The organism is Brachybacterium sillae (assembly GCF_025028335.1).
Lineage (GTDB): Bacteria > Actinomycetota > Actinomycetes > Actinomycetales > Dermabacteraceae > Brachybacterium > Brachybacterium sillae.
In genome coordinates, this window is sequence record NZ_JAFEUW010000001.1 from 2012792 (window position 1) to 2035753 (window position 22962).

Genomic DNA, 22962 nt, shown 5'->3' on the forward strand with positions numbered 1-22962 from the left:
CGGGCGCGCGGGCGCGAGGGGGCGGGCGGGCTGGACCGGGACGGCCGGGTGCGAGGGTGCGGCGCAGGCCGACTGCGGGCTGTCAGCGCATGAGGCGCTTGACCGCGGTCATGACCTCATCCATCTTGGCGTCGAGCTCGGCCGGGTCTCCGGAGTGGGCGGCCTGGTGCACGCAGTGGTGGATGTGGTCGTCGACCAGGGCGGTGGCGACGGACTGCAGAGCCTTCGTCACGGCACTGACCTGCGTGAGGACGTCGATGCAGTAGACGTCGTCCTCGATCATCCGCTGCAGCCCCCGCACTTGGCCCTCCACCAGCTTCAGGCGGCGCAGGTAGGCGGCCTTCGCGTCGTGGTAGCCGGGGGCGGGGGTGGAGGCGTCCGGCGACCCCGGCGTGCTGTGCGTCGCGGGGGAGACCCCAGGGGCATCGGGCGACGGGGAGGCGGCAGCGGAGTCGAGAGTGCTCGGCAGAGCGGCCCCGTCGGCCTCCCCGGAGCCGTCGAGGCCCAGGGTGTCGTACGACTCGGGCACCTCGGCACCGGGCACCTCGGTACCAGGCACCTCGGCATCGGGCGCCACCTCGCCGGCCGCTGCGCGGTCGGTCCCGTGCTCAGTCATCGAGGTGCTCCACCAGCTGCGCGGCGAGTCCCGTGTATGTCTGCGGAGTGAGGGCCAGCAGGCGGTCGCGCTCCGTCGGGGGCAACCCGAGCGAGCCGATGAACTCGCGCATCGCCGCCCCGTCCACGCGATGCCCGCGGGTGAGCTCCTTCAACCGCTCGTACGGGTTCTCCATGCCCTCGGTGCCCTGCACGCCGAGGGTGCGCATCACCGACTGCACGGCCTCACCGAGCACCTCCCAGTTCGCCTCGAGATCGGCGGCCATGGTCTCGGCGTCGACGTCCAGGCCCGCGAGGCCCTTGCGCAGGTTGGAGATCGCCAGCAGCGAATGCCCGAAGGCCGGGCCGATGTTGCGCTGCGTGGTGGAGTCGGTGAGGTCACGCTGCAGGCGGGAGGTGACGAGGGTCTGCTCCAGCACCCCGAACAGGCCCCCGGAGATCTCCAGGTTCGCCTCCGCGTTCTCGAAGCGGATCGGGTTGACCTTGTGCGGCATGGTGGAGGAGCCGGTGCCGCCCTGCGCCGACAGCCGCTGCCGGAAGAAGCCCAGCGAGATGTACGTCCACACGTCGGTGGCGAGGTTGTGCAGGATGCGCCCGGCGCGGGCCACATCCGAGTACAGCTCCGCCTGCCAGTCGTGCGACTCGATCTGCGTGGTGAGCGGGTTCCACGTCAGACCCAGATGTTCCACGAAGGTGCGGGAGACCCGCTGCCAGTCCGCCGACGGGACCGACACCGCGTGCGCCGCGTACGTGCCGGTCGCACCGTTGATCTTGCCGAGCACCTCATCGGCGGCGATGCGGCGGGCCTGCCGCTGCAGGCGATGCACGAACACCGCCAGCTCCTTGCCGAGCGTGGTGGGGGTGGCGGGCTGGCCGTGAGTGCGGGAGAGCATCGGCACCTCGGCGGTCTCACGGGCCAGGTGGGTGAGGTCGTCGATGAGCTCCCGCAGCGCCGGCAGCCACACCTGCTCGACCGCGCCCTTGACCATGAGGGCGTAGGAGAGGTTGTTGACGTCCTCGCTGGTGCAGTAGATGTGCACGATCTCCGCGAGGGGCTCCAGGGAGGTGCCGGCCAGGCGACTCTTGATGTAGTACTCGACGGCCTTTACGTCATGCACGGTCTCGCGTTCGATCTCGGCATGTTCGGCGATGCCCTCGGCGCCGAAGTCCTCGGGGATGGCGCGCAGCAGGGCGCGCTCCTCCTCGGTGAGCCGGCGCAGGCCGGGAATGACCTCGCCGTCGAGCAGATGGATCACCCATTCCGTCTCCACCACCAGGCGGGCGCGGTTCAACGCGGCCTCGGAGAGGTGGTCGACCAGCGGTGCGACCTGCGCGCGGTAGCGGCCGTCCAGCGGGGTCAGGGCGATGCGCGGGGTGATGTCGGCGAAGGACTGCGGCATGGGGCCATTGTTCCATCGCCCGTCCGACGCGCCCGCACCACCGGGGGCAGGATCACGGGCGGTGCGCGAGCATGAGGCGTGCGCAGGGGAGCAGTCAGTCGATGCCGAGAGCGGACTCAGTGCACGCGTCGGCGTCCACGAGGGCGCTGTGGATCCGCATTCTGCCGTCCTCGGTGAGCTGGAGCGTCGCACCGTGCGCATCTGTGGTCTCGAGCACGCGGCGCGACGCCTGCTCGGACGCAGCGTCGACAGGGTCGAAACCGGCCTTCTCTAGGGACGGCCCGAGATCACCGATGAGGTCGTCCCAGGTTCTGCCGTCACGTGAGATCAGGGGGCCGTCCATCGACCAGTCACCGGGGGTGTAGCGGCAGGTGCCCGGGTCCTCGGCCGTCACGTGGCGGGTGGACTCGGCGTGGTTCCACGAGGCCTCGGGAGCCGCGGCGTCGGCGACAGTGGTCGCGACGTCGTCATAGTGCGCGACGGCGTCCTCGGCGGGCAGGGGAGTGTCGAAGCCACCACAGGCCGAGAAGACGAGTAGCACCGTGCCCACGGCAGCCCCACGGGATACGACTCGGGATCCCTGCATGACTCCTCCTCGGGGTACCGGCGTTGCCCGGTGCGGCCGGCGCCGCGCGCGGATTGGTGGACTCAGACGACATGATGTCGCGACCTACGGGACATCATGTCGCCGCAGTCCGATGTCGCTGCGGAGCAACCGCCCCGAGCCCGCGGCCGCTCCGAGCCCGCGGACGCCCGGGACACCGGTCCCCGGGGACCGGGTACGTTCACCTGCATGGCCCCTGAGCACGCGCCGACCGAGCAGAACCCGCCGAGCCCCCCGGGGGAGGAGGCGATCCGGCTGCGACCCGCCCTGGACGCGCTTCCCGCGTATGTCGCCGGGAGACCGGCGCCGCAGCGCGAGGACCTCACGGTGTACAAGGTCTCGTCGAACGAATCACCGTTCGGGCCGATCGACTCCGTGCGTCAAGCGGTGATCGCCGCGCTGGAGGGCGCGAACCGCTACCCCGACATGATGAACCAGCAGCTGCGGCAGGCCCTCGCCGCCGAGCATGGCGTCACGCCGGAGGAGATCGTGGTCTCCACCGGCGCCGTCGCAGTCACCGGGGATCTGGTACGCGCCGTGGTGGATCCGAGTGATGAGGTGGTCTTCCCGTGGCGCTCCTTCGAGGCCTACCCGATCCTCGTCGGGGCGCAGGGGGGTGTGAGTCGGCAGATCCCGTTGACGGAGACCTTCGAGCACGATCTTGACGCGATGGTCGCGGCCGTCACGGACCGCACGACCCTGATGATCCTGTGCACCCCGAACAACCCGACGGGTCCGATCCTCACCACCGAGCAGGTGCGCTCCGTGCTCGGCCGGGTGCCCTCCCACGTGGTGGTGGCGCTGGATGAGGCCTACCGCGAGTTCGTGGAGCCGGAGCTGCGGATCGACGCGGAGGGCCTGTTCCGCGAGTTTCCGAACCTGCTGGTGCTGCGCACGTTCTCGAAAGCGCACGGCCTCGCCGGGTTGCGCGTCGGGTACGCCCTGGCGCATCCGCGGCTGGCCGACGCCCTGCTGAAGGTGACCCTTCCGTTCGGCACCAACCTGCTGGCGCAGGCCGCAGCGCTCGCATCCCTCGAGCCCGAGGTGATGGCGCTCATGACCGAACGCACTGCCCACCTGCGGTCCGAGCGCTCCCGGGTGATGGCCGGGCTCGCGGAGCAGGGGTGGGAGCTGCCGGCCTCGCAGGGCAATTTCGTGTTCTTCCCGCTGGGGGAGCAGTGTCAGGAGTTCACCGACTTCTGCGCCGACCGTGGCCTCGTGGTGCGCCGCTACGGGGATGACGGTGTGCGCATCACCATCGCGGAGGACGAGGCCAACGACCGCATCCTCGAGGTGTGCGGGGCCTGGCGTCAGCGTTGAGCCCGGCCGCCGGGCCGGTCAGTGCTCGGTGAGGATCCGCGACACCAGCTGCGCGGTCTCGTGGGGGTCGAGGACCGCCGCCGGGTGGGGCCCGGCCGCGAGCCACTGCGAGCGCCGAAGGATCTGCGCCTCGGGCCCGCCCGCAGCGAGCGCATCCCCAGCCGCCAGCACCAGGTTCCCCATCTGCTGCAGCTGCAGCATCGTCGAGGCCGTGAGCGTCCACGGCCCTTCCAGCACGGCCTCCGCCGTCGCCTCCTCGAGTGCCCGCGCCTGCTGCGCGAAGAACCGCAGCGGCGGATCGTCCCCCACGTTCACGAGCACCGCCCCGCCGGGGCCGAGAGCCTGCAGGGTGAGGGCGTGGAATGACGGGGTGGTCAGGTGCTCAGGCGTGGCCTCGCCGCTGAACACATCGACGATCACGGCGTCGACCCGCCACCCCTGCGCCACCAGGTGCTCCAGTTCCTGGCGCGCGTCGCCGATGATCACGGTGAGGTCCGTGCCCGGGGGCAGCGGCAGGTGGTCCGTGACGAACCCCGGCAGCTCCCGTTCGATCTCGATCACCGTCTGGGCGCAGCCGGGTCGGGTGGCCTGCAGGTATCGCGCGAGGGTGAGCGCCCCCGCCCCCAGATGCAGCACCCGCAGCGGCTGCCCGGCGGGGAAGGCGTCATCCAGGACGGTGGCGATGCGCCGCAGATATTCGTGGTGGATCTGGGTGGGATCAGTGAGGTCCACGTGGGACTGCTCGAGACCACCCATCTCCAGGGCGTAGCCGCCCAGGTGGGGATGCGGCACGATCCGTGCCTCCTGACCGGACAGGTGCAGTCGCACGGACGCCTCACGCATGACGGCACTGTATCCGGGACGTTCCCGCAGGGTCCGCGCAGCGTTCCCACCCGTGGTGTCACTCCCCGCGGTGCCGCCGCCCGCGACCTCTCTCCCCACGGTGTCACCGCCGGGCCCGACGGCATGCCACACTATGCATCGGCGGTCATAGCTGATGCGCCAAGGTGCGACCAGGCTCGGGGAGGGATCGTGAGGGACTATGCCCTGCTGGGTCTATTGGCCCGGCAGCCGGCTAGGAGCGTGTCTCCCATATGCATCGTGAGGTTCGCGGCAGTCTGGTGGGGTGAGGTCGACGGGTTCTCGATATCGGGTGTTCACGGATGCGCAGTGGAAGCGGATCGCTCCGCTGTTGCCGTCCAATGTCGGGCGGCGTGGTCACCCGTTCGGTGACGACCGACGGGTTGTGGAGGGCCTCGCGCCCGAAATGTTCGAGGCGGAGGGCTGATCGTGGCGGTCGAAATGGGACTTTGGCGCGCTGACGGCAACAAGCTCAGCCGCATCGTCCCGACCTCGATCGGCCTGGAGTCCCAGCTCGAGAACTACATCGAGTCGGATCCGTCGATGCTCGGAGAGACACTGCTGCTCATCGGGCGGCAGGTCGCGACCGCGTTCGGCGGGTTCATCGACCTGCTGGCGCTCGACGAGACCGCGGCCGTGCACGTCATCGAGCTCAAGCGCGACAAGACCCCGCGCGACGTCACCGCGCAAGCTCTCGATTACGGCTCCTGGGTCGCCGGGCTGGGACGCGCCGAGATCCAAGCGATCTTCGAGACGTACAGGCCTGGCGTTGCACTGGAGGAAGCCTTCGCCGAGTGCTTCAACGAGACCCTCCCCGAGGATGTCAATAGCACGCAGACGTTCACCATCGTGGCCGCGAGCGTCGACGCAGCCACGGAGCGCATCGTGCGTTTCCTGAACGAGGACTTCGGGGTGCCCATCAACGTCGTCTTCTTCCGCCACTTCGAGGACAACGGTGCGATGTACCTGGCGCGCAGCTGGCTGGTTGAGCACGACGGGCAGCAGACTCCCGGCGTTGCCCCCGCACGTCAGACGAAGACCCGCGAAGCGTGGAACGGGAGCGACTGGTACGTCGCGTTCGGCGAGGACAGCGGCACCCGCCAGTGGGCAGACGCGCAGAAGTACGGCTTCGTTTCGGGTGGTGGCGGCGCATGGTTCTCCCGGACCCTGAAGAATCTGCCGATCGGCGCACGAGTCTTCGTGCACATCCCCAAGTCCGGCTACGTCGGAGTCGGCACCGTCATCGGTGAGGCCCGTCGCTTCGACCAGGCGCTCGTCGAGGTCGACGGCGTCGAGACCCCGCTGCAGAGCCTCCCGCTCGCCGGGACGTATCGGCATGATGGCGACGCGGAGGACGAGAACGCCGAGTGGGTCGTGCCCGTCGCGTGGATCAAGGCGGTGCCACGCGAGCGAGCGGTCTGGAGGAACGGCATGTTCGCGAACCAGAACACCGCGGCGAAGCTTCGGCAGAAGTTCACCATTGAGCAGGTCACAGAGGCGTTCGGCCTTGAGGGTTAGAGCAACGGAAGAAGAAACCACTGAGGCGGTCTCGGTGTCTGCCCCCCTGATGCTGCCCTTAGACCTTCTAGCGGGTACGACATCGGCCGCTGGCTGCGCACCGAAGGGCGCTGGCTCGGTCGCCGTCCCAGCATGACCCCCGTCTATCGGGCTCTGGCGGCGCTGGAGTCCGACGGCCTGGTCTCCTCCACCACCGAGCATCGCGACACCGGCCCGGATGCTCGGGTCTACTCCCTGACCGAGGCGGGCCGCCGCGAGCTGTGCCGGTGGGGGGAGTCGGAGTTCGAGCCGGCGGAGCGCCCCATGGATCCGGCCTTCATGGTGTGGATGAACTTCGCGGGGCAGCTGGGCCCCGAGGTGGCGCTGCGGATCCTGCGCCGCGAGCTCGAGTTCCGTCGGGCGCAGCGCGCGGCCGAACCCGGCCCGTTCCAGCCGGTGCCCAACCCCGACACCGTCCCCGAGATCGACCCGGAGTGACTGATGGAGATCGAGGCCCTGACCCACCACCGGGGCTGGCAGAACACCTCCCTGTACATCGGGTGGCTGGAGACCACCGAGAAGGAACTGGAGCGGGCGTGCGCACGCGCCTCGAGATCGCGCGCCGGATCCGTCGAGGAGACACGATGACCGACACCCCGAGCCCCCAGCCGACGGCCTCGTCGACCCCCCCGGTCGACCCGTGAGCCGGTCGCCCGACCGACCGCCCAGGCATCCGGCGCGGCGTCGTCCCGACCGAACATCCTCATCGTCCTGTCGGACGACCACGCCGCCGCGGCGATCTCCGCCTACGGGGGTGGCCTCAACTCGACCCCTCACCTGGACCGTCTGGCGCAGGAGGGGGCCCGCCTCGATGCGATGCTGTGCACCAACTCCGTGTGCACGCCCTCCCGCGCCAGCATCCTCACCGGCACCTACAGCCACGTGCACGGCGCCGCCACCATCTACACCGAGTTCGATCATCGCCTGCCCACCTTCCCGCAGGTGCCGCACGATCACGGCTATGCCACCGCCCTGTTCGGGAAATGGCATCTGGGGGAGAGCGAGCAGGCGCTGCCGCGCGGCTTCGACGCCTGGCGCATCTTCCCCGGTCAGGGTGAGTACCACGATCCCGTGATGATCGGCCCGGAGGGGCGTGCGGTGGTTCCCGGTTACGCCACCGACATCGTCACCGATATGTCACTGGACTGGCTGCGCGAGCAGCGACGGGAGAACCCGCAACAGCCCTTCTGTCTGCTGGTGCATCACAAGGCCCCGCAGCGCAACTGGCAGCCCCACGATCGCCACCGCCACCTCTACCCGGCCGGGTCCATCCCGGAGCCGGAGACCCTGTTCGACGACCATGCCTCCCGCTCCCGCCAGATGCGCGAGGTGCGGATGACCATCGCCGACGACCTCACCGAGAACGACCTCAAGGAGCCGCTGCCGCCCGAGCTGCAGGGGGAGGAGAACCGGGAGGCGCGCACCCACCGCAACTATCAGCTGTACCTGAGGGACTACCTCCAGACGGTGCAGGCGGTCGACGACTCCATGGGACGCCTGCTCGACGAGCTCGACGCCCAGGGGCTCGCCGAGAACACCCTGGTGATCTACCTCAGCGACCAGGGCTTCTTCCTCGGGGAGCACGGCTGGTACGACAAGCGCCTGATGTTCGACGAGTCGTTGCGGATGCCCATGATGGTGCGCTGGCCGCGGGAGGTGCCCGCCGGGGGTGTTGTCGGGGCGCTCGCCACGAACGTCGACATCGCCGCGACCCTGTTGGAGGCCACCGGGCTGGACCCGCAGGCCGAGCTGCCCGCCCAGCAGGGCCGCAGACTGCTGCCGCTGCTGCGGGGGACCGTCCCGGCTGACTGGCCGACCGCCATGTACTACCGGTACTGGGAGCATCTGGACTGCGACCACCGAGCCCCCGCCCACTATGGGGTGCGCACCGCCCGCTACACCTACATCGACTGCTATGGGGCGGGGATGGGGGCAGCCGGGTCCTCCGACGAGATCGTGCCGCAGGAGTTCGAACTGTACGACCGAGAGGTCGACCCGTTGGAGCTGCACAACGTGGTCGACGACCCCGCGTACGCACCGGTGGTCGCGGAACTGCGGGCGGAGCTGGCGCGGTTGCAGGTCGAGCTGGGGGATGAGCCCTACCGGGGCCCGGACACCCCTCGTCCGGAATGGGGTCCGCATGCCTGAGACCCCGTGCAACCTACGGCACCGTAAGTTAGTATCGGCCGGGTGAGCGTTCTTCGCACCACCATCCCGGAGCCGGCGTCCGACGAGCCCGCCTGGCAGCTGCTCGCGCCCGACGGCACCCGCACCCCGCACGACGAGCTCGACGCGGCCCTCGCCGCCGAGGGTCTCGACACCCCCGAGGCGCTGCGCGGCTACTACCGCGACATGGTGATGATCCGCGCCGCCGACGTCGAGGCCACCAGCCTGCAGCGTCAGGGGCAGCTGGGACTGTGGGCCAGTGCGCTGGGGCAGGAGGGCGCCCAGATCGGAGCCGGGCACGCCGCCCGCACCCAGGACTACCTGGTGCCCACCTACCGTGAGCACGGCGTCGCGTGGGCGCGGGGCATCGAGCCGTGGACCATCCTGCAGATCTGGCGGGGCATCAACCACGGTGGCTGGGACCCCTACGAGCTGCGCACCCACCCGTACATGATCGTGCTCGGCGCGCAGGCGCCCCACGCCGTCGGCTACGCCATGGGGCTGCAGCGCGACGGCCTGGTCGGCACCGGGGATGCCACCGAGGACACCGCCGTGCTCGCCCTGTTCGGCGATGGTGCCTCCAGCGAGGGCGAGGTGTCGGAGGCCTTCACCTGGGCGGCGTCGTTCCAGGCGCCCGTCGTGTTCTTCACCCAGAACAACCACTGGGCGATCTCCGTGCCGAGCACCGTGCAGTCGCGGGTGCCGCTGGCCCAGCGCTCGCGGGGCTGGGGCATTCCCTCCGCCCGGCTTGACGGCAATGACGTGCTGGCGTGCCTGGCGGCGGTGCGGGTGGCGATGGATCGCGCCCGCGCCGGTCACGGCCCCGCCTTCCTCGAGGCCCTCACCTACCGCATGGCCCCGCACACCACCAGTGATGACGCCACCCGCTACCGCACCCGCGACGAGGAGCAGGAGTGGGCGGCGAAGGACCCGATCGCGCGGCTGCGCGCGCACCTGCGCTCCCTGGACGAGATCGACGATGCGTACATCTCCCGCTGCGACGAGGAGGCGCACGACCTCGCCATGGAACTGCACCACCACATCCACGCCCTCGAGGACCCGGACCCGGTGGTCATGTTCGACCACCCCTACGCCGAACCCCACCCCCTGGTCGAGGCCGAGCGCGAGGAGTTCCTGCAGTGGCAGGCTCTCGCCCACGACGGGGAGGAGGAACGATGAGCGTGACCCGTCTGCCGATCGCCAAGGCCATCACCCTGGGTCTGCGCGATGCGATGCGCGCCGATGACAAGGTGCTGCTGATGGGGGAGGACATCGGCACCCTCGGCGGCGTGTTCCGCGTGACCGACGGTCTGCTCGCGGAATTCGGGCCCCAGCGCGTGGTCGACACCCCCCTGTCCGAGGCGTCGATCGTCGGCGCCGCCGTCGGTCTCGCCTTCCGCGGCTACCGCTCGGTGCTGGAGATCCAGTTCGACGGCTTCGTGTTCCCGGCGTACAACCAGATCACCACCCAGGTCGCCAAGATGCACAACCGCACCCAGGGGCGAGTGCGGATGCCCCTGGTGATCCGTATTCCCCACGGCGGCGGCATCGGCGCGGTGGAGCACCACTCGGAGAGCCCCGAGGCCCTGTTCGTCCACACCGCGGGGCTGCGGGTGGTCGCTCCCGCCACCGCCCAGGACGCCTACTGGATGACCCGTCAGGCGATCGAGTCCGATGACCCGGTGATCATGCTCGAGCCCAAGCGTCGGTACTGGGAGAAGGGCGACGTGGACCCCGACCGGCGGCCCGAGCTGGGGTTGCACGACGCGGTGGTGCGCCGCCCGGGCCGGGACGCAACGCTACTCGCCTGGGGTCCCAGCGTGCCGCTGGTGATGCAGGCCGCCGAGATGGCCGAGGCCGAGGGGATCGACCTCGAGGTGATCGACGCCCGCAGCCTCTCCCCGCTGGACATGCCCACCATCACCGCCTCCGTGCAGCGCACCGGCCGCCTGGTGGTGGTGCACGAGGCCCCGGTCTTCGGCGGACTCGGCGGGGAGATCGCCGCCCGCGTGACCGAGGAGTGCTTCTACCACCTGGAGTCGCCGGTGCTGCGCGTGGGCGGGTACCACCTGCCGTACCCGCCGGCGCGGATGGAGCACGCCTACCTGCCGGACGTGGACCGCGTGCTCGATGCCGTCGACCGCGCCCTCGACGCCTGACCGCCCGACCGACACCCGACCCACCGGATATCTCGACCCACGCGCGGAGGACACCGTGACGAACATCGTGCGCATCGCCCTGACCGACCCCGGGGAGGGGCTCACCGAGGCCGAGGTGCTGAGCCTCAAGGTGGCGGTGGGGGACACCGTCCGCATCAACGACCCGGTGATCGAGGTCGAGACCGCGAAGTCCGCGGTGGAGCTGCCCAGCCATGTGGCCGGGCGCGTCACCGCGGTGCTGGTCGAGGTGGGGCAGGAGATCACCGTCGGCACCCCGATGATCGAGGTCGACACCGACGCCGCCGACGACGCGAGCCCTGCGGATACGGATCCTGATGACGCCGGTGCGGAGGCCGCGGTGTCTGACGCCGAACCGCCCGCCGCGGAGGTCCCGACGGCCCCCGGTGACCCGCAGGACCAGGCCGCGCAGAACCAGACCGGGAGCGCGCAGGACGCCGCCCCGCCGACCCTCGTCGGCTACGGCAGCCGGGAGGCGGCCCCGTCCAGGCGTCGGCGCCGCCGCGCCGGTGACGACCACCAGGTGCCCGTCGACCGGATCCTCGCCAAGCCGCCCGTGCGCAAGCTCGCCCGGGACCTCGGCATCGCCCTGGCGGATGTCCTGGCGACCGGGCCCGGTGGCACCGTCACCCGGGAGGACGTCCTGGCGGCCCAGCAGAGGGCCGTCGGCGGCACTGACGGTGCGTACTTCCCCGACGAGTCACCGCAGGCCCCGGAGGGACTCGAGGGCGCCATGGCCTCCAGCTCCGCGCAGGGCCCCGGCGCCGCCCAGGGCTTCGCCGGGGTCACCAGCGACGACCGCACCACCCGGGTGCCGATCCGTTCCGTCCGCAAACGCACCGCGGAGGCGATGGTGGCCTCCGCCTTCACCGCCCCGCACGTCACCGTGTTCAACGAGGTCGACGTCACCGCCACCATGGACCTCGTGGCGCGGCTGAGGCACGACCGTGAATGGGCCGATGTGAAGGTCTCCCCGCTGGTCGTCGTGGCGAAGGCCCTGCTGGTGGCGATCCGCCGCAACCCGGAGGTCAACGCCTCGTGGGATGAGGACGCCCAGGAGATCGTCTACAAGCACTTCGTGAATCTCGGTATCGCCGCCGCCACCCCGCGCGGTCTGATCGTGCCGAACATCAAGGACGCCCACCTGCTGACCCTGCGGGAACTCGCCGAGGCCATCAACGATCTCGCCCGCACCGCCCGCGCGGGCGCCACCCCGCTGTCGGCCACCCGCCACGGCACCATCACCATCACCAACTTCGGGGTGTTCGGCATCGACTCCGGTACCCCGATCCTCAACCCCGGGGAGTCGGTGATCCTCGGCATCGGCACGGTGCAGGAGAAGCCGTGGGTGGTGGACGGGCAGATCGTGCCGCGACAGGTGGTGCAGCTGTCCCTGAGCTTCGACCACCGACTGATCGACGGCGCTCTCGGCTCGCAGCTGCTGCACGACATCTCCGCGGTGCTGGAGCGGCCGGAGCTCAGCCTGGTCTGGGGCTGACCCCTCGGCGCCGCCGCGTGCCCCGTACTCTGGTGCGGTGACCTCGACCCCCTCCTCGCCCCGCCGCCGCGACGACCCGCGGATGCGCACCGTGGAGATGGCGGCCCTCACCGAGGCCGATCTGCGCGGCGATGAGGAGGTCATCGGCTCGGGCCCGCCGCCGGTGCCGCTGCGGCGCCGCACCACCGTGCTGCTGGTCGCCGCGGGTGGGGCGATCGGCGCGCTTCTGCGCTACGCCCTGGGACGTTCCGTCACGACCGCGTTCTCCCCGACCCTGGTGGAGATCCCCTGGGACACCCTGGCGACGAACATCCTGGGGTGCCTCCTGCTGGGGCTGCTCACCGGCTGGTCCGAGGTCGACCGCCGACTGCCCGCCTGGTGGCGGCCCCTGATCGGCACCGGCATGCTCGGCGGGTTCACCACCATGTCGCTGCTGGTGCTGGAGTGGGCCGCGATGGTCGGCTCACGGTTCCCGCTGCTCGCCTTCGGGTACGGCAACGCCTCCGTCCTCGGGGGACTTGGGGCGGCCGTCCTCGGCATGGCCCTGGGGATGCGCCTGGGCCGCCGGCGCACCCCCGCCGGGGACGGCACCGACCCGGTGCCGACGAGCGCGAAGGAGGCCTCCTGATGCTCGAGCTCGGTCTGGCGCTGTGTGTCGCCCTCGGCGGAGCGCTCGGCGCCCTGGGGCGCTGGGGGATCGGAGAGCTGCTCGCCGCCCTTCGCCCGCCCACGCCGCGACTCGTCCCGGGAGAGGAGGGCCGCGCCCCCGGTGTCGCGGTGACCATGCCGTGGGGGACCTTCGCCGCGAATGTGCTGGCGTGTTTCCTGTTCGGGGTGGTCATGGCCCTGCTCGGCTCCCCGACGACGACTATCGGGCAGCTGTCCTTCGCGCTGCTCGGCACCGGGATCTGCGGGGCCCTGTCGACCTTCAGCACGATGATCCTGGATGTGGTGGCGCTGGTGCGTCGCGGCGCGACCGTCAGCGCCGTCGGGTACCTGCTGCTGACCTGCGGAGTCGGAATGGCGGCGCTGTGGGCGGGCTTGGCGGTGGCCTTGTGAACCCCCGCGCGACGACGCCCCCGCCCGCAGAGGTGAGCACCGTGGAGGCCGCCGTGCCCTCCCGCCCCCTGCGCCAGCGGGTCATCGCCCTGTGTCTCGGACTGGTGCTGGCCGCTCTCGTGGCGGTCGGGGCGGCGGCGCTCGCCGAGGCGGGCAACCCCGTCCTGATCGCGGCCGACACCCTCACCCGTCGCGGTGGCGCCCCCGTCGCGGTGGTGGCCGACATCGCCGGATCCCTGTGCCTGGGGGCGGCACTGCTGGCCGGGTGGGTGCTGCGAGAGGACCACGACCGGGCCCGGGCCCTCATGATCGCGGCGATCACCGCGGGGGTGTGGACCCTCGCGCAGCTGCTCGGCCTGCTCCTCGGGTACTCGCTCGCCACCGGGCAGGCGCTGACCGATCCGGCCTTCGGCTCCGACCTCGGCGTCTACCTCGGCACCGACCTCGGGCTGTGGCAGCTCATCGCGCTGATCACCGCCGCCGCCAGCACCGCGGTGGCGATCCTCGGAACCTCCGGGCATCTCGCGCGCGCGGTCACCGGGATGGCGGTGCTGGCGCTGGCGGCGAAGGGCATGACCGGCCATGCTGCGGGGAACACCGCCCATGAGGTCGCGACCTCCACCATGGCCCTGCACCTGGTGGCCGTCGGCGTGTGGGTGGGAGGCCTCATCGTGCTGCAGCTGCTGCCGGCCCGCTCCCGGGATGACGCCGCCGTGCTGCACCGCTTCTCCGCTCTCGCCCTGGCCTGCTGGGTCACCGTCGGCGCCAGCGGGCTGTGGGCCCTCGCGGTGCGGATGACCGGGCCGTCCGACGTGCTGACGAGCGTGTACGTGCAGCTGGCTCTCGCGAAGGCCGTGCTGCTGCTGGCCCTGGGAGGTCTCGGCCACCTTCAGCGCCGGGAACTCGCCCGCCGGGTGGAGGACGGCGAGGTGCAGGCAGTGGCCGCGTACCGGCACCTGGCCGCCCTGGAGATCGCCCTGATGCTGGGGGCGATCGCCCTGGCCGCCGCGCTGTCGAGTTCCCCGCCGCCCGCCGACGACGAGGTGCCGCCGCTGGGCCCCGCCGCCATCCTCACCGGGTACCCCCTGCCCCCGGAACCCACGCTCACCACCGCGCTCACCGCCTGGCGCCCGGAGCCGCTGTCGATCGCGGCGACGGCTTTCGCCGTGCTGGTGGCGGTGCGGGCACGGGGCACGGCGACGAGGCGGAGGGTTCGCGCGGTGGCTCTGGCGCTGATCTCGGTGGTGCTGCTGCTCGTGCTGTCGGGGCCGCTCGCGGTGTACGCGAAGGTGCTCGCCAGCGCCTACCTGGTGTCGCAGGCACTGCTGCTGGCGGTGGCCGGTCCGCTCATCGGGCTGCTGCTGCCGGTGCCGCGGCCGCTGCGCCGGCTGGTCGCCGGCCGCCCTGTCCCCGCGATCGTGGTGACCTGCGCGCTGGCGGCGGTGGAGGTGGCCGCGCTGCTGTCCCCGCTGCTGCGCGCCGCCGCCGGATCCCATGTGGCGCATCTGGCCCTGGTGGTGCTGCCGCTGCTGGCGGGGGCGGGCATCGCCCTCACGGCGCGTGCGTACGCTTCAGGCCCGGGGCGCCCCGAAGCGGTGCGTCTGGCGGTGGCCGCCCCGGCCGTCCTGCTGGGCGCCGCCCTGCTGGTGGCCCTGATCGGGGACGCCGTGCTCGCCCCCTCCTGGTTCGGTGCGACGGGCCGGGCCTGGTGGGCCGATGCCCTCGTCGATCAGCGGCGCGGCGCGGCGATCGCCCTCACCGTGGTGGCGCTGGCTCAGATCGTCGCGCAGGTGGGCATCCGGCGGGCGCACGCCGACCAGGCGTTGTCCCCGGGGACGACGGGTCAGTCGAAGATCTCGCGCACCCCGCGCAGCCGTTCCAGCAGCTCGGCCCGGTCCGACAGCGGCAGCTGACCGCGCTCGGTGACCGCCTGCGGGGCGGGCGTGCGACGGGCCTGACGGCGCGCCGACTCCAGCCCCCGGCGCACACGGCCCCGCAGCCCCGTCGGAGCCTGTCGGCGATGCGCCACCGCGAGTGCCCCGGCGTCGCCGCCGGAGCGGACGCGGCGGAAATCCTCGGCGCGCGGGTCACCGGTGGCGACGGCGTGGAGGAAGTACGCGGCGATGTCGGCCTGCTCCACGAGCACCGGCAGCACCCCGCCGTTGACCCGCACCTGCCCCAGCACCACGAGGTCGTCGCGGTGGCGGGGGAAGGCGCCGAGGAACAGGTCGGGGGCGCCGTCGGCGGTGGTCGGCAGCACGTCCTCATCGAGGTAGTCGGCCCCGGATTCGTACCCGGTGGCCAGCACGATCAGGTCGGGCGTCCAGGTGGCACCGTCGGTGAGGGTGACGGTGCCGTCCGCGGCGAGGTCCCGCACATCGGCGACGGGGGTGATGCGGCCCTCGCGCACCCGGTCCAGCACGTCGTCGGAGACGATGACCCGGTCCTCCAGCACGGAGGCGCGGGGGGCCGGCAGGCCCACCGATGCCGGGTTCCCGGCGAGACGCCCGATGGCGGCATCGGCGATGGTCGTGTTGAGTCGGCCCAGCAGGGCGGGCTCCCGGGAGGCGACGACGTCCCCCGGGAGGGGGCCGACGGTGCGGGGCACCACCCAGTGGCCACTGCGGGCCGACCAGCGGACCTCCTGAGCCCGACGGGCGGCGTCGACGGCGATGTCAGCGGCGGACTGACCGGACCCGACGACCAGCACGCGGCGGCCCTCCAGGCCGGCGCTGCCGGTCCACTGCCAGGCGTGGATCACCCGCTCCGGGTCAGCCCCCTGGGCCCACTCGGGCACATGCGGGCGGGAGGCGATGCCGTGTGCCGCGACGATCGCGCGGTAGACGTCGATGCGCCCGTTGGACAGCGTCACCTGCCAGCGGCCCTCCTCGAAGGGGCGGGCGTGCTCCACCTCGGTGCGCGGCTGGAAATGGTCGGTGAGGTTGTACCGGGCCGCGTAGGCGCGCAGGTACTTCGCCATCTGGGCGGGGTTGAGGAACGCGGGGTAGGAGGCCGGCTGCAGCAGGTCCTCGTACTGCGTGAACGCGGTGGAGGAGATCATCTCCATCGCGGACCACACCGGGGTGTCAACCCGGTCGTCATGCCAGATGCCGCCGACGTCGGGGGAGCGGTCGACGAGGTCGAAGGGGACCCCGAGGGCCTTCAGCGCCGCCGCAGCGGCGAGTCCGGCGGGGCCGGCACCCACGACGAGGACCTTCTCGCGCGTGGGGACCGTGTCGTCGAGCAGCTCGGACATGGGGAGCCTTCCGGGGACGGGGCCAGATCGCCCACATCCTAGTGGCCGCGCCTGCTGGGGCTCTGGGCTGGCGGGGGCGCTCACCCGTCCGGCATCACAGCGCGGTCAGCAGAACGGAGGCGCCCATGGCGATGAGCACGGTTGTGGTGATGTACGCGAGGATCGACTGCGTGCGCACAGCGTGCCGCGCCGCGCGCGTGCGGGGCAGGACGTCGGCGGGGCCGTTCGTGGTCTGCACGATGATCGCGAGGTGGAGGTATTCCTCGAACGCCCGGTCCGGTGGGGCTGCCCCGGGGACCTCCAGGGCGTCCCCGTGGGCATCGAGGGCCGCGTACTCGATCGCGTAGGCGCTCGCGCAACTGATCCACGCCATGATCACCGACCCGATGGCGATCGCCATCAGCAGGCCGGTGGGCAGACCGTCCGGCCGGGTCAGCAACAGTCCGATGCCGATGGCCGCCACCCCGGCGAGCTGTGCGGCCTCGGACTGGGGACTCCCGGTGTCGGTCCAGCGGTACAGGGGGATCGCCCGGCGGGCGCGTCGGCGGCGCGCCAGGATGATCAGCTCGCGCCGCGACAGCCGGCGGTAGACGGCGATCATCAGCGTCGCCTCGATGAATCCGTACAGGGTGACGATGAGAGCGCTCAGTGCCAGCGCCGCCGAGACGCGGGCTTCCCACAAGGCGCTCCGGAACTCCGGCACCGACTCGGCCACGATCACGCTGAGGACGACAGCGACCGCTATGCCGATCGACAACCGTCCGGACTCCGTCCGCAGCGCCAGAGTCTGGGCCCGGGAGCGTGCTGAGCGTGGGTGCGGTGCGCGGGGCGCGCGACGGGGGCGAGCACTCATGGGTGGCGGGGCTCCTGCAGCAGTCGGTGTGCGAGGGTCAACGCCCCGAGTAGACCGTCGCGGGCGGTGACCACACGCCGACCGGAGGCTTCGAGCCGTCGATGCACAGTCTCCCGAACCGGACCGTCGGTGGCCACCACGGATCCCGCGAGGACCACAGGCAGGGTGCCGGAGCCGTCGAGGGCCTCCACATGCGCGAGCAGGTGCGCGGCGGCGTCGTGGAGGATCCCCTGCGCCACCGGATCGGAGGATGCGCGGGCTGCGAGGGGCGCGAAGCGTCCGAGCTCCGAGGGCCGCAGGGGGTCGAGCGCCCTGATGAGGTCCTGGCGCGGGTCGCCGGTGGTCGCGGACCCGGCCCGTGGGAGGCCCAGGTCAGCCTGCAGCAGGGAGGTGAGCTCGGTCGGGTGCCCGCGGTGGTCGAGGTCGGCGGCGACCCCTTCGACGATCCGGCGGCCGATCCACACCGCGGAGCCGACGTCGCCCAGCAGCCACCCCATGCCGTCCCGGCGCGCGACCGCGACCCCGTGGTCCACCCGCACGGCGGCGGCACCCGTGCCGGCCAGCAGCAGGACGCCGGTCAGGCTGACACCACCGGAGAGGAAGGCGGTGATCAGGTCGTCGCGCACCTCGACGACCTCGGGGGAGATGCCGAGCTCGGCGAGGTCGGACCGCACCCGCTGGGTGATCTCCCGGCGCCGGGCGGGACCGGCGCCGGACATCCCCAACACCGCCGCCCGGACCTGCTCACCGTGGGCTCCGAGGGCCTGGAGGGCGCGGGCGGTGGTGGCGCGCACGGCGCCGAGGGCGCCCAGGCCCCCGGACCGGATGTTCGCGCCGCTGCCCCTCGCGGTGGGTGCCGGGGCGCCGTCCGCGGTGAGGGGGAGGGCGGCGGGATCGGCGTCGGCGGGAGCGATCAGCACACGCGTGGAGGTGCCGCCGACATCCGCGGCGAGCACGAGAGGCTCCGATGTGACGCGATTCATGGTAACTTCGACCCTAGCAGCCCGGAAGGGAACTTTCTTCCGCAACGGTTGCCCCGAAACTCTTCCAAGGAGTGCTCATGATCGCACGACGACGTGTTCTCGCCTCCGGTGCCGTCGGCACCGCCGCCCTCACCCTCGCCGCCTGCGGCGGGAGCGGCGGTTCGGCCGGTTCCGGTGCCGACCCCACCGACACCGAGGCCAACAAGGGCAAGACCCTCACCCTCTGGATCATGGAGGGGACCAACGCCAAGACCGACGAGTACGTGGAGGCACTGAAGCAGGCCTTCACCGAGCGCACCGGTGCGACGCTGGATGTGCAGGTGCAGCCGTGGGACGGCGCGCACGACAAGTTCGTGACCGCCATGTCCGGCGGCACCGGCCCGGATGTCGCCGAGGTCGGAACGACCTGGACTCCCGAGTTCGCCGACGCCGGCGGTCTGGACGACCTCACCGACGACATCAAGGCGGCCGGACTCGATGCCGATCTGGTCCCTGGTCTGGTGGAGGCCGGCACCCTGGACGGGCGTCTCTACGGTATGCCGTGGTACGCCGGCGTGCGCTCGATCCTGGCGAACAAGGAGATCCTCGACGCGGCCGGGGTGAACCAGCAGCCGGCCTCGTGGGACGACCTGCTCAACATGATCACCACGCTCAAGCAGAAGAACCCCGATCTCATCCCCTTCCCGGTCCCAGGTGCGAGCCTGTTCGCCATGATGCCCTTCGTCTGGGGTGCCGGCGGAGAGATCGCCACCCAGGACGGGGACGCCTGGAAGGCCGCGATCAACCAGCCTCCTGCCGTCGAGGGTCTGCAGTTCTACGCCGATCTCGCGCTGAAGCACAACTCCTCCACCCCCGCGGCGTCGACCTGGAAGGAGACCGATTCCCTGGCCGCCTTCACGCAGGGCGATGTCGCGATGTTCGTGACGGGGTCGTGGGTCCCGGCGACCGTGAAGCAGGACAATCCGGAGTTGGCGGAGAAGCTCGTCGCCTTCACCATCCCCGCGAAGGATTCGGCTGTGGCGGGGTCCTTCCTCGGTGGGTCTCACCTCTGTCGGTTCACTGAGACCAAAGAGCCGGAGCTCGCCTTCGAGCTGATCAAGCTCATGGCGACCGGCGACTTCGCCACCCGTTGGGCCACGGAGACGAACTTCTTCCCGGGGTCGCAGGAGGCTCTGGACCAGGTGGTCTCGGAGGGCGATGAGATCACCAAGGTCTTCGCGCAACAGATGAGCGAGGGCGGCACCTCCGTCCCGGTCACCCCGGCCTGGGGCCAGATCGAGGGCAAGAAGACCCTTCCGACGCTGCTGACGAAGATCCTCGGCGGCACCCCGGTGCAGCAGGCCGCCGATGAGGCGGCCCAGGAGATGGACCAGATCTTCCAAGCATGACCTCCACCGCCCAGCGCACCCTCCCGGTGCGGCGCCGCCTCGAGCGCGGCGCCGCACCGTGGCTGCTCCTCGCCCCCGCCCTGATCGTGCTCGGCGTGCTGCTGCTGTGGCCGCTCGCGCGCGTGGTCAACCTGTCCTTCCAGGACTACCGCCTGCGGAACCTGCTGCGCGGTGACTCGAACTACATCGGCCTGCGGAACTACACCGACATCCTCGGCGATCGGTTCCTGTGGACCACGGTCATGCCCAACACCGTCGGGTTCGCCGTGCTCTGCGTGGTGGTCACGATGGTGGTGGGCGTGGCGATCGCGGTGTTCCTGGAGCGCCTCAGCCCTCTGTGGCGCTCCGTGTGCACCACCGCGATCATGGTCGCCTGGGCGGTGCCGGCCCTCACCGGCACCTACGTGTTCGTGTGGTTGTTCGACCCGCGTTCCGGCTTCGTGGCGGAGGGCCTCGGCATGCTCGGCCTGTTCGAACCGGGCAGCTACAACTGGTTCACCAACCGCTGGCTGTTCTACCTCATCGCCCTGCTGAACGTGGTGCAGCACGGGTTCCCCTTCATCGCCGTCACCGTGCTGGCGGGGCTGCTCACCGTGCCGCGGGAGCTGTACGAGGCCGCCACCATGGACGGCGCCGGTGGGTGGCAGCAGTTCACCCGCATCACTCTGCCCGCGATCCGGCCGATCCTCGCGGTGTGCATCATCCTGTCGACCATCTGGGACATGAAGCTGTTCGCCCAGATCTACCTGATGCCCGGCGGTGACGGCGCCAACCGTGACGTCATGAACCTCGGGGTGTGGTCGTACACCGAATCCTTCGGGCAGGGCCTGTACGGCCGTGGCTCCACCATCGCCGTGTTGCTGACGGTGCTGCTGCTGATCATCTCCGCCATCTACATGCGGGTGCTGATGAAGGAGGAGGAACTGTGATCGGCCGACGCCCCACCGCCCTCGGGCGCCTGCTGCGCGCGCTCGGCGTCATCGCGCTGCTGACGGTGAGCCTGTTCCCCTTCTACTGGATGGCCTCCACCGCCGTGGATCCCTCTCCGCTCACCCGCGGCGCGAGCCTGCTCCCGTCGGGTCTGACGCTCGAGCACTTCCACACCGTGTTCGTGCGCGGCGACTTCCTGCGCTACCTCCAGGTCTCCCTGATCGTGGCCCTCGGCACCGTGCTGCTCAGCGGCCTGGTGGCGCTGTTCGCGGCCGTCGCCGTGGCCCGCTTCCGGTTCCGTCTGCGTACCCAGGTGCTGATCATGATCCTGATGATCCAGATGGTGCCGCTCGAGGCGCTGGTCATCCCGTTGTTCCTGCAGGCCCGCTCGCTGCAGATGCTCAACTCCCTGCTGGGTCTGACCATCGTGTACGTGGCGTTCTCCCTGCCCTTCGCGATCTGGAACCTGCGCGGGTTCGTCGCCGCCGTGCCGCAGGAACTGGAGGAGGCCGCCTACGTGGACGGCGCCGGATGGTGGCGCATGTTCCGCTCCGTGCTGCTGCCGCTGGTCGCCCCCGGCCTCGTCGCCACCAGCGTGTTCAGCTTCATCACGGCATGGAACGAGTTCATCGTGGCGCTGACCTTCATGCAGGACAGCGACAAGTACACCGCCGGTGTCGGACTGCGCACCTTCTTCACCCAGAACACCGCCGACTGGGGTGCGGTGATGGCCGCCTCCACCGTCATCACGCTGCCGGTGGTGATCTTCTTCGTGCTGGTGCAGCGCAACCTCGCCTCCGGTCTCACGCAGGGAGCGGTGAAGGGATGAGCACCGCCTGGGACCGCGACGTGCTGGCCCTGCTCATGGCCTCCTTCACCGGCACGGAGGTGCCCGCCTGGCTGCACGAACCGGTGCAGCAGGGCCTCGGCGCGGTGATCCTCTTCGGCTACAACACCCCCGATACCGCCACCGCCGGGCGCCTCGCCCGACAGCTGCACGGGCTCGCCGACGAGATTGTCGTCGCGATCGACGAGGAGGGCGGGGATGTCACCCGGCTGCAGGCCGGCACCGGCTCCTCCCTGCCGACGGCGTGGGCCTTCGGACGGATCGACGACGAGCAGCTCACCCGCAGTGCCGGTCGCGCCCTGGGCAGGGTGCTCGCCGCCTGCGACATCGACCTGGATCTTGCGCCGGTGCTGGATGTCTCCACCGATCCCGCGAACCCGGTGATCGGCACCCGCGCCTACGGCGATGATCCGCAGCGGGTGGCCCGCCATGCGTCCGCCGCGGCCGAGGGACTGCGAGACGCCGGAGTCGGCACCTGCGGGAAGCACTTCCCCGGGCACGGCGCCACTGCCGTCGACTCCCACACCGGGCTGCCGGTGATCGACCTGCCCCGCGAACAGGTCGAGCGGGCGCACCTGGCGCCATGGCGCGTGGCGCCCGCCCCCGATGCGGTGATGACCGCCCACGTCCTGGTCCCGGCCCTGGGGGAGGGGCCCGCCAGTATCAGCACCTGGTCCCGGCCGCTGCTGGAAGGGATCACGGACGGCACCGATCCCTTCGTGATCACCGACGCCCTCGACATGGCCGCCGTCTCCCGCGACCCCGGCTACCGGGAGGCGGTCGTGCGGGCCGTGGAGGCCGGTGCCGACCTGCTGTGCCTGGGCACCTCCCTGCGCCGCGACGACGAGCAGATGCTGCGGGAGGCCCACGACGCCCTCACCGGTGCCGTGGCGGACGGGCGCCTCCCCCGCGCGGAGCTCACCCGCCGAGCCGCCCGGACCCGCCACCGCCTGGCCGCCCTGCGCGCCCGCCGCCGCACCACCCCCGCCCCGCCGCTCGACGAGGCCCTCACCGCGCTCCATCAGCTGGGGGCCGAGGCCGCCCGCCGCGCCGTGACGCTCCCCGCGGTGCTCCGGGGCCCGGCCTCGCGCCGCACCGGGGAGGACGCCTCGGTGGCGGTGATCGACGTGCGGCGTCGCCCCGACCACGCCTCCGGGGCGCGCGCCCCCCAACTCGAGGAGGCCCTGCGGGAGGCCGGGCGTCGGATCGTCGGCCCCGCCGATGCCGACCTGGTGCTGGTGCTCACGCGCCTGCCGCGCAGCGACGCCGAGGAACGGGCCGCCCTGGACCGCACCCTGGAGCGGCATCCGGCGGCGATCATCGTCCACACCGGGGTGCCCGCCGCCGCACCGGAGCACGACCGCGTGATCCTCAGCTTCGGTGCCGGGCGCGCGATGATGCGCGCCGCCGTGACGGGCCTCGGCTGAGCGGGAACGGTGTCACCCCCG

21 protein-coding genes and 2 pseudogenes are annotated in these 22962 nt (G+C 71.5%); 16 read left to right on the forward strand and 7 right to left on the reverse strand.

The window, feature by feature from the left end; translation table 11 throughout:
- Positions 1–82: 82 nt before the first annotated feature.
- The 3 genes from JSY14_RS09250 to JSY14_RS09260 all read right to left on the reverse strand — a co-directional run bounded on the left by JSY14_RS09250 (position 83) and on the right by JSY14_RS09260 (position 2601).
- Complete coding sequence (locus JSY14_RS09250) at positions 83–616, reverse strand: metal-sensitive transcriptional regulator (RefSeq protein ID WP_349773607.1); 534 nt, start codon at positions 614–616, stop codon at positions 83–85.
- Complete coding sequence (gene purB / locus JSY14_RS09255) at positions 609–2015, reverse strand: adenylosuccinate lyase (RefSeq protein WP_259558539.1); 1407 nt, start codon at positions 2013–2015, stop codon at positions 609–611. Before purB ends, JSY14_RS09250 begins: the two co-directional genes overlap by 8 nt.
- A gap of 94 nt (positions 2016–2109) precedes the next feature.
- The gene (locus tag JSY14_RS09260; RefSeq protein WP_259558541.1) at positions 2110–2601 is read right to left on the reverse strand and encodes a hypothetical protein; all 492 of its coding nucleotides are present in this window, start codon (positions 2599–2601) and stop codon (positions 2110–2112) included.
- A gap of 207 nt (positions 2602–2808) precedes the next feature.
- Between JSY14_RS09260 and JSY14_RS09265 the strand changes: the two genes are divergently transcribed.
- Entirely contained in the window at positions 2809–3939 is a 1131-nt protein-coding gene (locus tag JSY14_RS09265; protein WP_259558543.1) for a histidinol-phosphate transaminase, read from the forward strand.
- Positions 3940–3957: 18 nt separating this feature from the next.
- On the opposite strand, the gene JSY14_RS09270 is transcribed toward JSY14_RS09265, so the two are convergent.
- Entirely contained in the window at positions 3958–4782 is an 825-nt protein-coding gene (locus JSY14_RS09270; RefSeq protein WP_259558546.1) for a spermidine synthase, read from the reverse strand.
- Between the two features lie 283 nt (positions 4783–5065).
- Here JSY14_RS09270 and JSY14_RS12580 point away from each other — a divergent pair.
- From JSY14_RS12580 to JSY14_RS09320, 11 genes and pseudogenes are all read left to right on the forward strand, one after another.
- Positions 5066–5197: pseudogene (locus JSY14_RS12580) on the forward strand (IS5/IS1182 family transposase); the annotation flags it as partial.
- A gap of 32 nt (positions 5198–5229) precedes the next feature.
- Positions 5230–6318 carry a DUF8606 domain-containing protein gene (locus JSY14_RS09275; protein ID WP_259558549.1) on the forward strand — a complete coding sequence of 363 codons (1089 nt, stop codon included), beginning with the start codon at positions 5230–5232 and terminating at the stop codon, positions 6316–6318.
- A gap of 72 nt (positions 6319–6390) precedes the next feature.
- A pseudogene (locus JSY14_RS09280) lies at positions 6391–6795 on the forward strand (PadR family transcriptional regulator); the annotation flags it as partial.
- Positions 6796–6798: 3 nt separating this feature from the next.
- Positions 6799–6945, forward strand: a complete 147-nt coding sequence (locus JSY14_RS09285) for a hypothetical protein (RefSeq protein ID WP_259558551.1) — start codon at positions 6799–6801, stop codon at positions 6943–6945.
- 117 nt (positions 6946–7062) lie between these two features.
- Positions 7063–8505: a sulfatase family protein gene (locus JSY14_RS09290; RefSeq protein ID WP_259559647.1), complete on the forward strand. Its 1443-nt coding sequence runs from the start codon at positions 7063–7065 to the stop codon at positions 8503–8505.
- Positions 8506–8547: 42 nt separating this feature from the next.
- Complete coding sequence (locus tag JSY14_RS09295) at positions 8548–9702, forward strand: thiamine pyrophosphate-dependent enzyme (protein WP_259558553.1); 1155 nt, start codon at positions 8548–8550, stop codon at positions 9700–9702.
- Positions 9699–10682: an alpha-ketoacid dehydrogenase subunit beta gene (locus tag JSY14_RS09300; protein WP_259558554.1), complete on the forward strand. Its 984-nt coding sequence runs from the start codon at positions 9699–9701 to the stop codon at positions 10680–10682. The genes JSY14_RS09295 and JSY14_RS09300 overlap by 4 nt, the downstream gene beginning before the upstream one ends.
- 55 nt (positions 10683–10737) lie before the next feature.
- The gene (locus JSY14_RS09305; RefSeq protein ID WP_259558556.1) at positions 10738–12198 is read left to right on the forward strand and encodes a dihydrolipoamide acetyltransferase family protein; all 1461 of its coding nucleotides are present in this window, start codon (positions 10738–10740) and stop codon (positions 12196–12198) included.
- A 37-nt stretch (positions 12199–12235) separates the two neighbouring features.
- A complete protein-coding gene (locus JSY14_RS09310; RefSeq protein ID WP_259558558.1) occupies positions 12236–12826 on the forward strand; it encodes a fluoride efflux transporter FluC in 591 nt (196 codons plus the stop codon).
- Positions 12826–13257 (forward strand): fluoride efflux transporter FluC, encoded by a 432-nt coding sequence (locus JSY14_RS09315; RefSeq protein ID WP_259558560.1) that lies wholly within the window; start codon positions 12826–12828, stop codon positions 13255–13257. The genes JSY14_RS09310 and JSY14_RS09315 overlap by 1 nt, the downstream gene beginning before the upstream one ends.
- Positions 13258–13310: 53 nt before the next feature.
- A complete protein-coding gene (locus JSY14_RS09320) occupies positions 13311–15170 on the forward strand; it encodes a copper resistance D family protein (protein WP_259558561.1) in 1860 nt (619 codons plus the stop codon).
- Here JSY14_RS09320 and JSY14_RS09325 read toward each other — a convergent pair.
- From JSY14_RS09325 to JSY14_RS09335, 3 genes are all read right to left on the reverse strand, one after another.
- Positions 15101–16513: a flavin-containing monooxygenase gene (locus tag JSY14_RS09325; protein ID WP_259558563.1), complete on the reverse strand. Its 1413-nt coding sequence runs from the start codon at positions 16511–16513 to the stop codon at positions 15101–15103. The two genes, JSY14_RS09320 and JSY14_RS09325, sit on opposite strands and share 70 nt — an antisense overlap.
- A gap of 94 nt (positions 16514–16607) precedes the next feature.
- Entirely contained in the window at positions 16608–17270 is a 663-nt protein-coding gene (locus tag JSY14_RS09330; protein ID WP_259558565.1) for a DUF1345 domain-containing protein, read from the reverse strand.
- A 92-nt stretch (positions 17271–17362) separates the two neighbouring features.
- Entirely contained in the window at positions 17363–18349 is a 987-nt protein-coding gene (locus JSY14_RS09335; protein WP_259558567.1) for an N-acetylglucosamine kinase, read from the reverse strand.
- A gap of 77 nt (positions 18350–18426) precedes the next feature.
- On the opposite strand from JSY14_RS09335, the gene JSY14_RS09340 reads away from it, so the two are divergent.
- Genes JSY14_RS09340 through JSY14_RS09355 form a run of 4 tightly spaced genes read left to right on the forward strand, consistent with a single transcriptional unit; the run spans position 18427 to position 22941 of the window.
- Positions 18427–19737: a sugar ABC transporter substrate-binding protein gene (locus JSY14_RS09340; protein ID WP_259558570.1), complete on the forward strand. Its 1311-nt coding sequence runs from the start codon at positions 18427–18429 to the stop codon at positions 19735–19737.
- Complete coding sequence (locus JSY14_RS09345; protein WP_259558572.1) at positions 19734–20666, forward strand: carbohydrate ABC transporter permease; 933 nt, start codon at positions 19734–19736, stop codon at positions 20664–20666. The genes JSY14_RS09340 and JSY14_RS09345 overlap by 4 nt, the downstream gene beginning before the upstream one ends.
- On the forward strand, positions 20666–21496 hold the full coding sequence (locus tag JSY14_RS09350; protein WP_259559648.1) for a carbohydrate ABC transporter permease: 831 nt from the start codon (positions 20666–20668) through the stop codon (positions 21494–21496). Before JSY14_RS09345 ends, JSY14_RS09350 begins: the two co-directional genes overlap by 1 nt.
- Entirely contained in the window at positions 21493–22941 is a 1449-nt protein-coding gene (locus JSY14_RS09355; protein ID WP_259558575.1) for a glycoside hydrolase family 3 N-terminal domain-containing protein, read from the forward strand. The genes JSY14_RS09350 and JSY14_RS09355 overlap by 4 nt, the downstream gene beginning before the upstream one ends.
- The last annotated feature ends 21 nt before the right edge of the window (positions 22942–22962 follow it).

Bases quoted from the DNA above. Each gene is read 5' to 3' on its own strand.
- JSY14_RS09345 (WP_259558572.1), top strand. From the start codon at position 19,734: ATGACCTCCACCGCCCAGCGCACCCTCCCGGTGCGGCGCCGCCTCGAG.
- JSY14_RS09260 (WP_259558541.1), bottom strand. From the start codon at position 2,601: ATGCAGGGATCCCGAGTCGTATCCCGTGGGGCTGCCGTGGGCACGGTG.
- JSY14_RS09340 (WP_259558570.1), top strand. From the start codon at position 18,427: ATGATCGCACGACGACGTGTTCTCGCCTCCGGTGCCGTCGGCACCGCC.
- JSY14_RS09325 (WP_259558563.1), bottom strand. From the start codon at position 16,513: ATGTCCGAGCTGCTCGACGACACGGTCCCCACGCGCGAGAAGGTCCTC.
- JSY14_RS09285 (WP_259558551.1), top strand. From the start codon at position 6,799: ATGGAGATCGAGGCCCTGACCCACCACCGGGGCTGGCAGAACACCTCC.
- JSY14_RS09335 (WP_259558567.1), bottom strand. From the start codon at position 18,349: ATGAATCGCGTCACATCGGAGCCTCTCGTGCTCGCCGCGGATGTCGGC.
- purB (WP_259558539.1), bottom strand. From the start codon at position 2,015: ATGCCGCAGTCCTTCGCCGACATCACCCCGCGCATCGCCCTGACCCCG.
- JSY14_RS09265 (WP_259558543.1), top strand. From the start codon at position 2,809: ATGGCCCCTGAGCACGCGCCGACCGAGCAGAACCCGCCGAGCCCCCCG.
- JSY14_RS09355 (WP_259558575.1), top strand. From the start codon at position 21,493: ATGAGCACCGCCTGGGACCGCGACGTGCTGGCCCTGCTCATGGCCTCC.
- JSY14_RS09250 (WP_349773607.1), bottom strand. From the start codon at position 616: ATGACTGAGCACGGGACCGACCGCGCAGCGGCCGGCGAGGTGGCGCCC.
- JSY14_RS09270 (WP_259558546.1), bottom strand. From the start codon at position 4,782: ATGCGTGAGGCGTCCGTGCGACTGCACCTGTCCGGTCAGGAGGCACGG.
- JSY14_RS09300 (WP_259558554.1), top strand. From the start codon at position 9,699: ATGAGCGTGACCCGTCTGCCGATCGCCAAGGCCATCACCCTGGGTCTG.
- JSY14_RS09315 (WP_259558560.1), top strand. From the start codon at position 12,826: ATGCTCGAGCTCGGTCTGGCGCTGTGTGTCGCCCTCGGCGGAGCGCTC.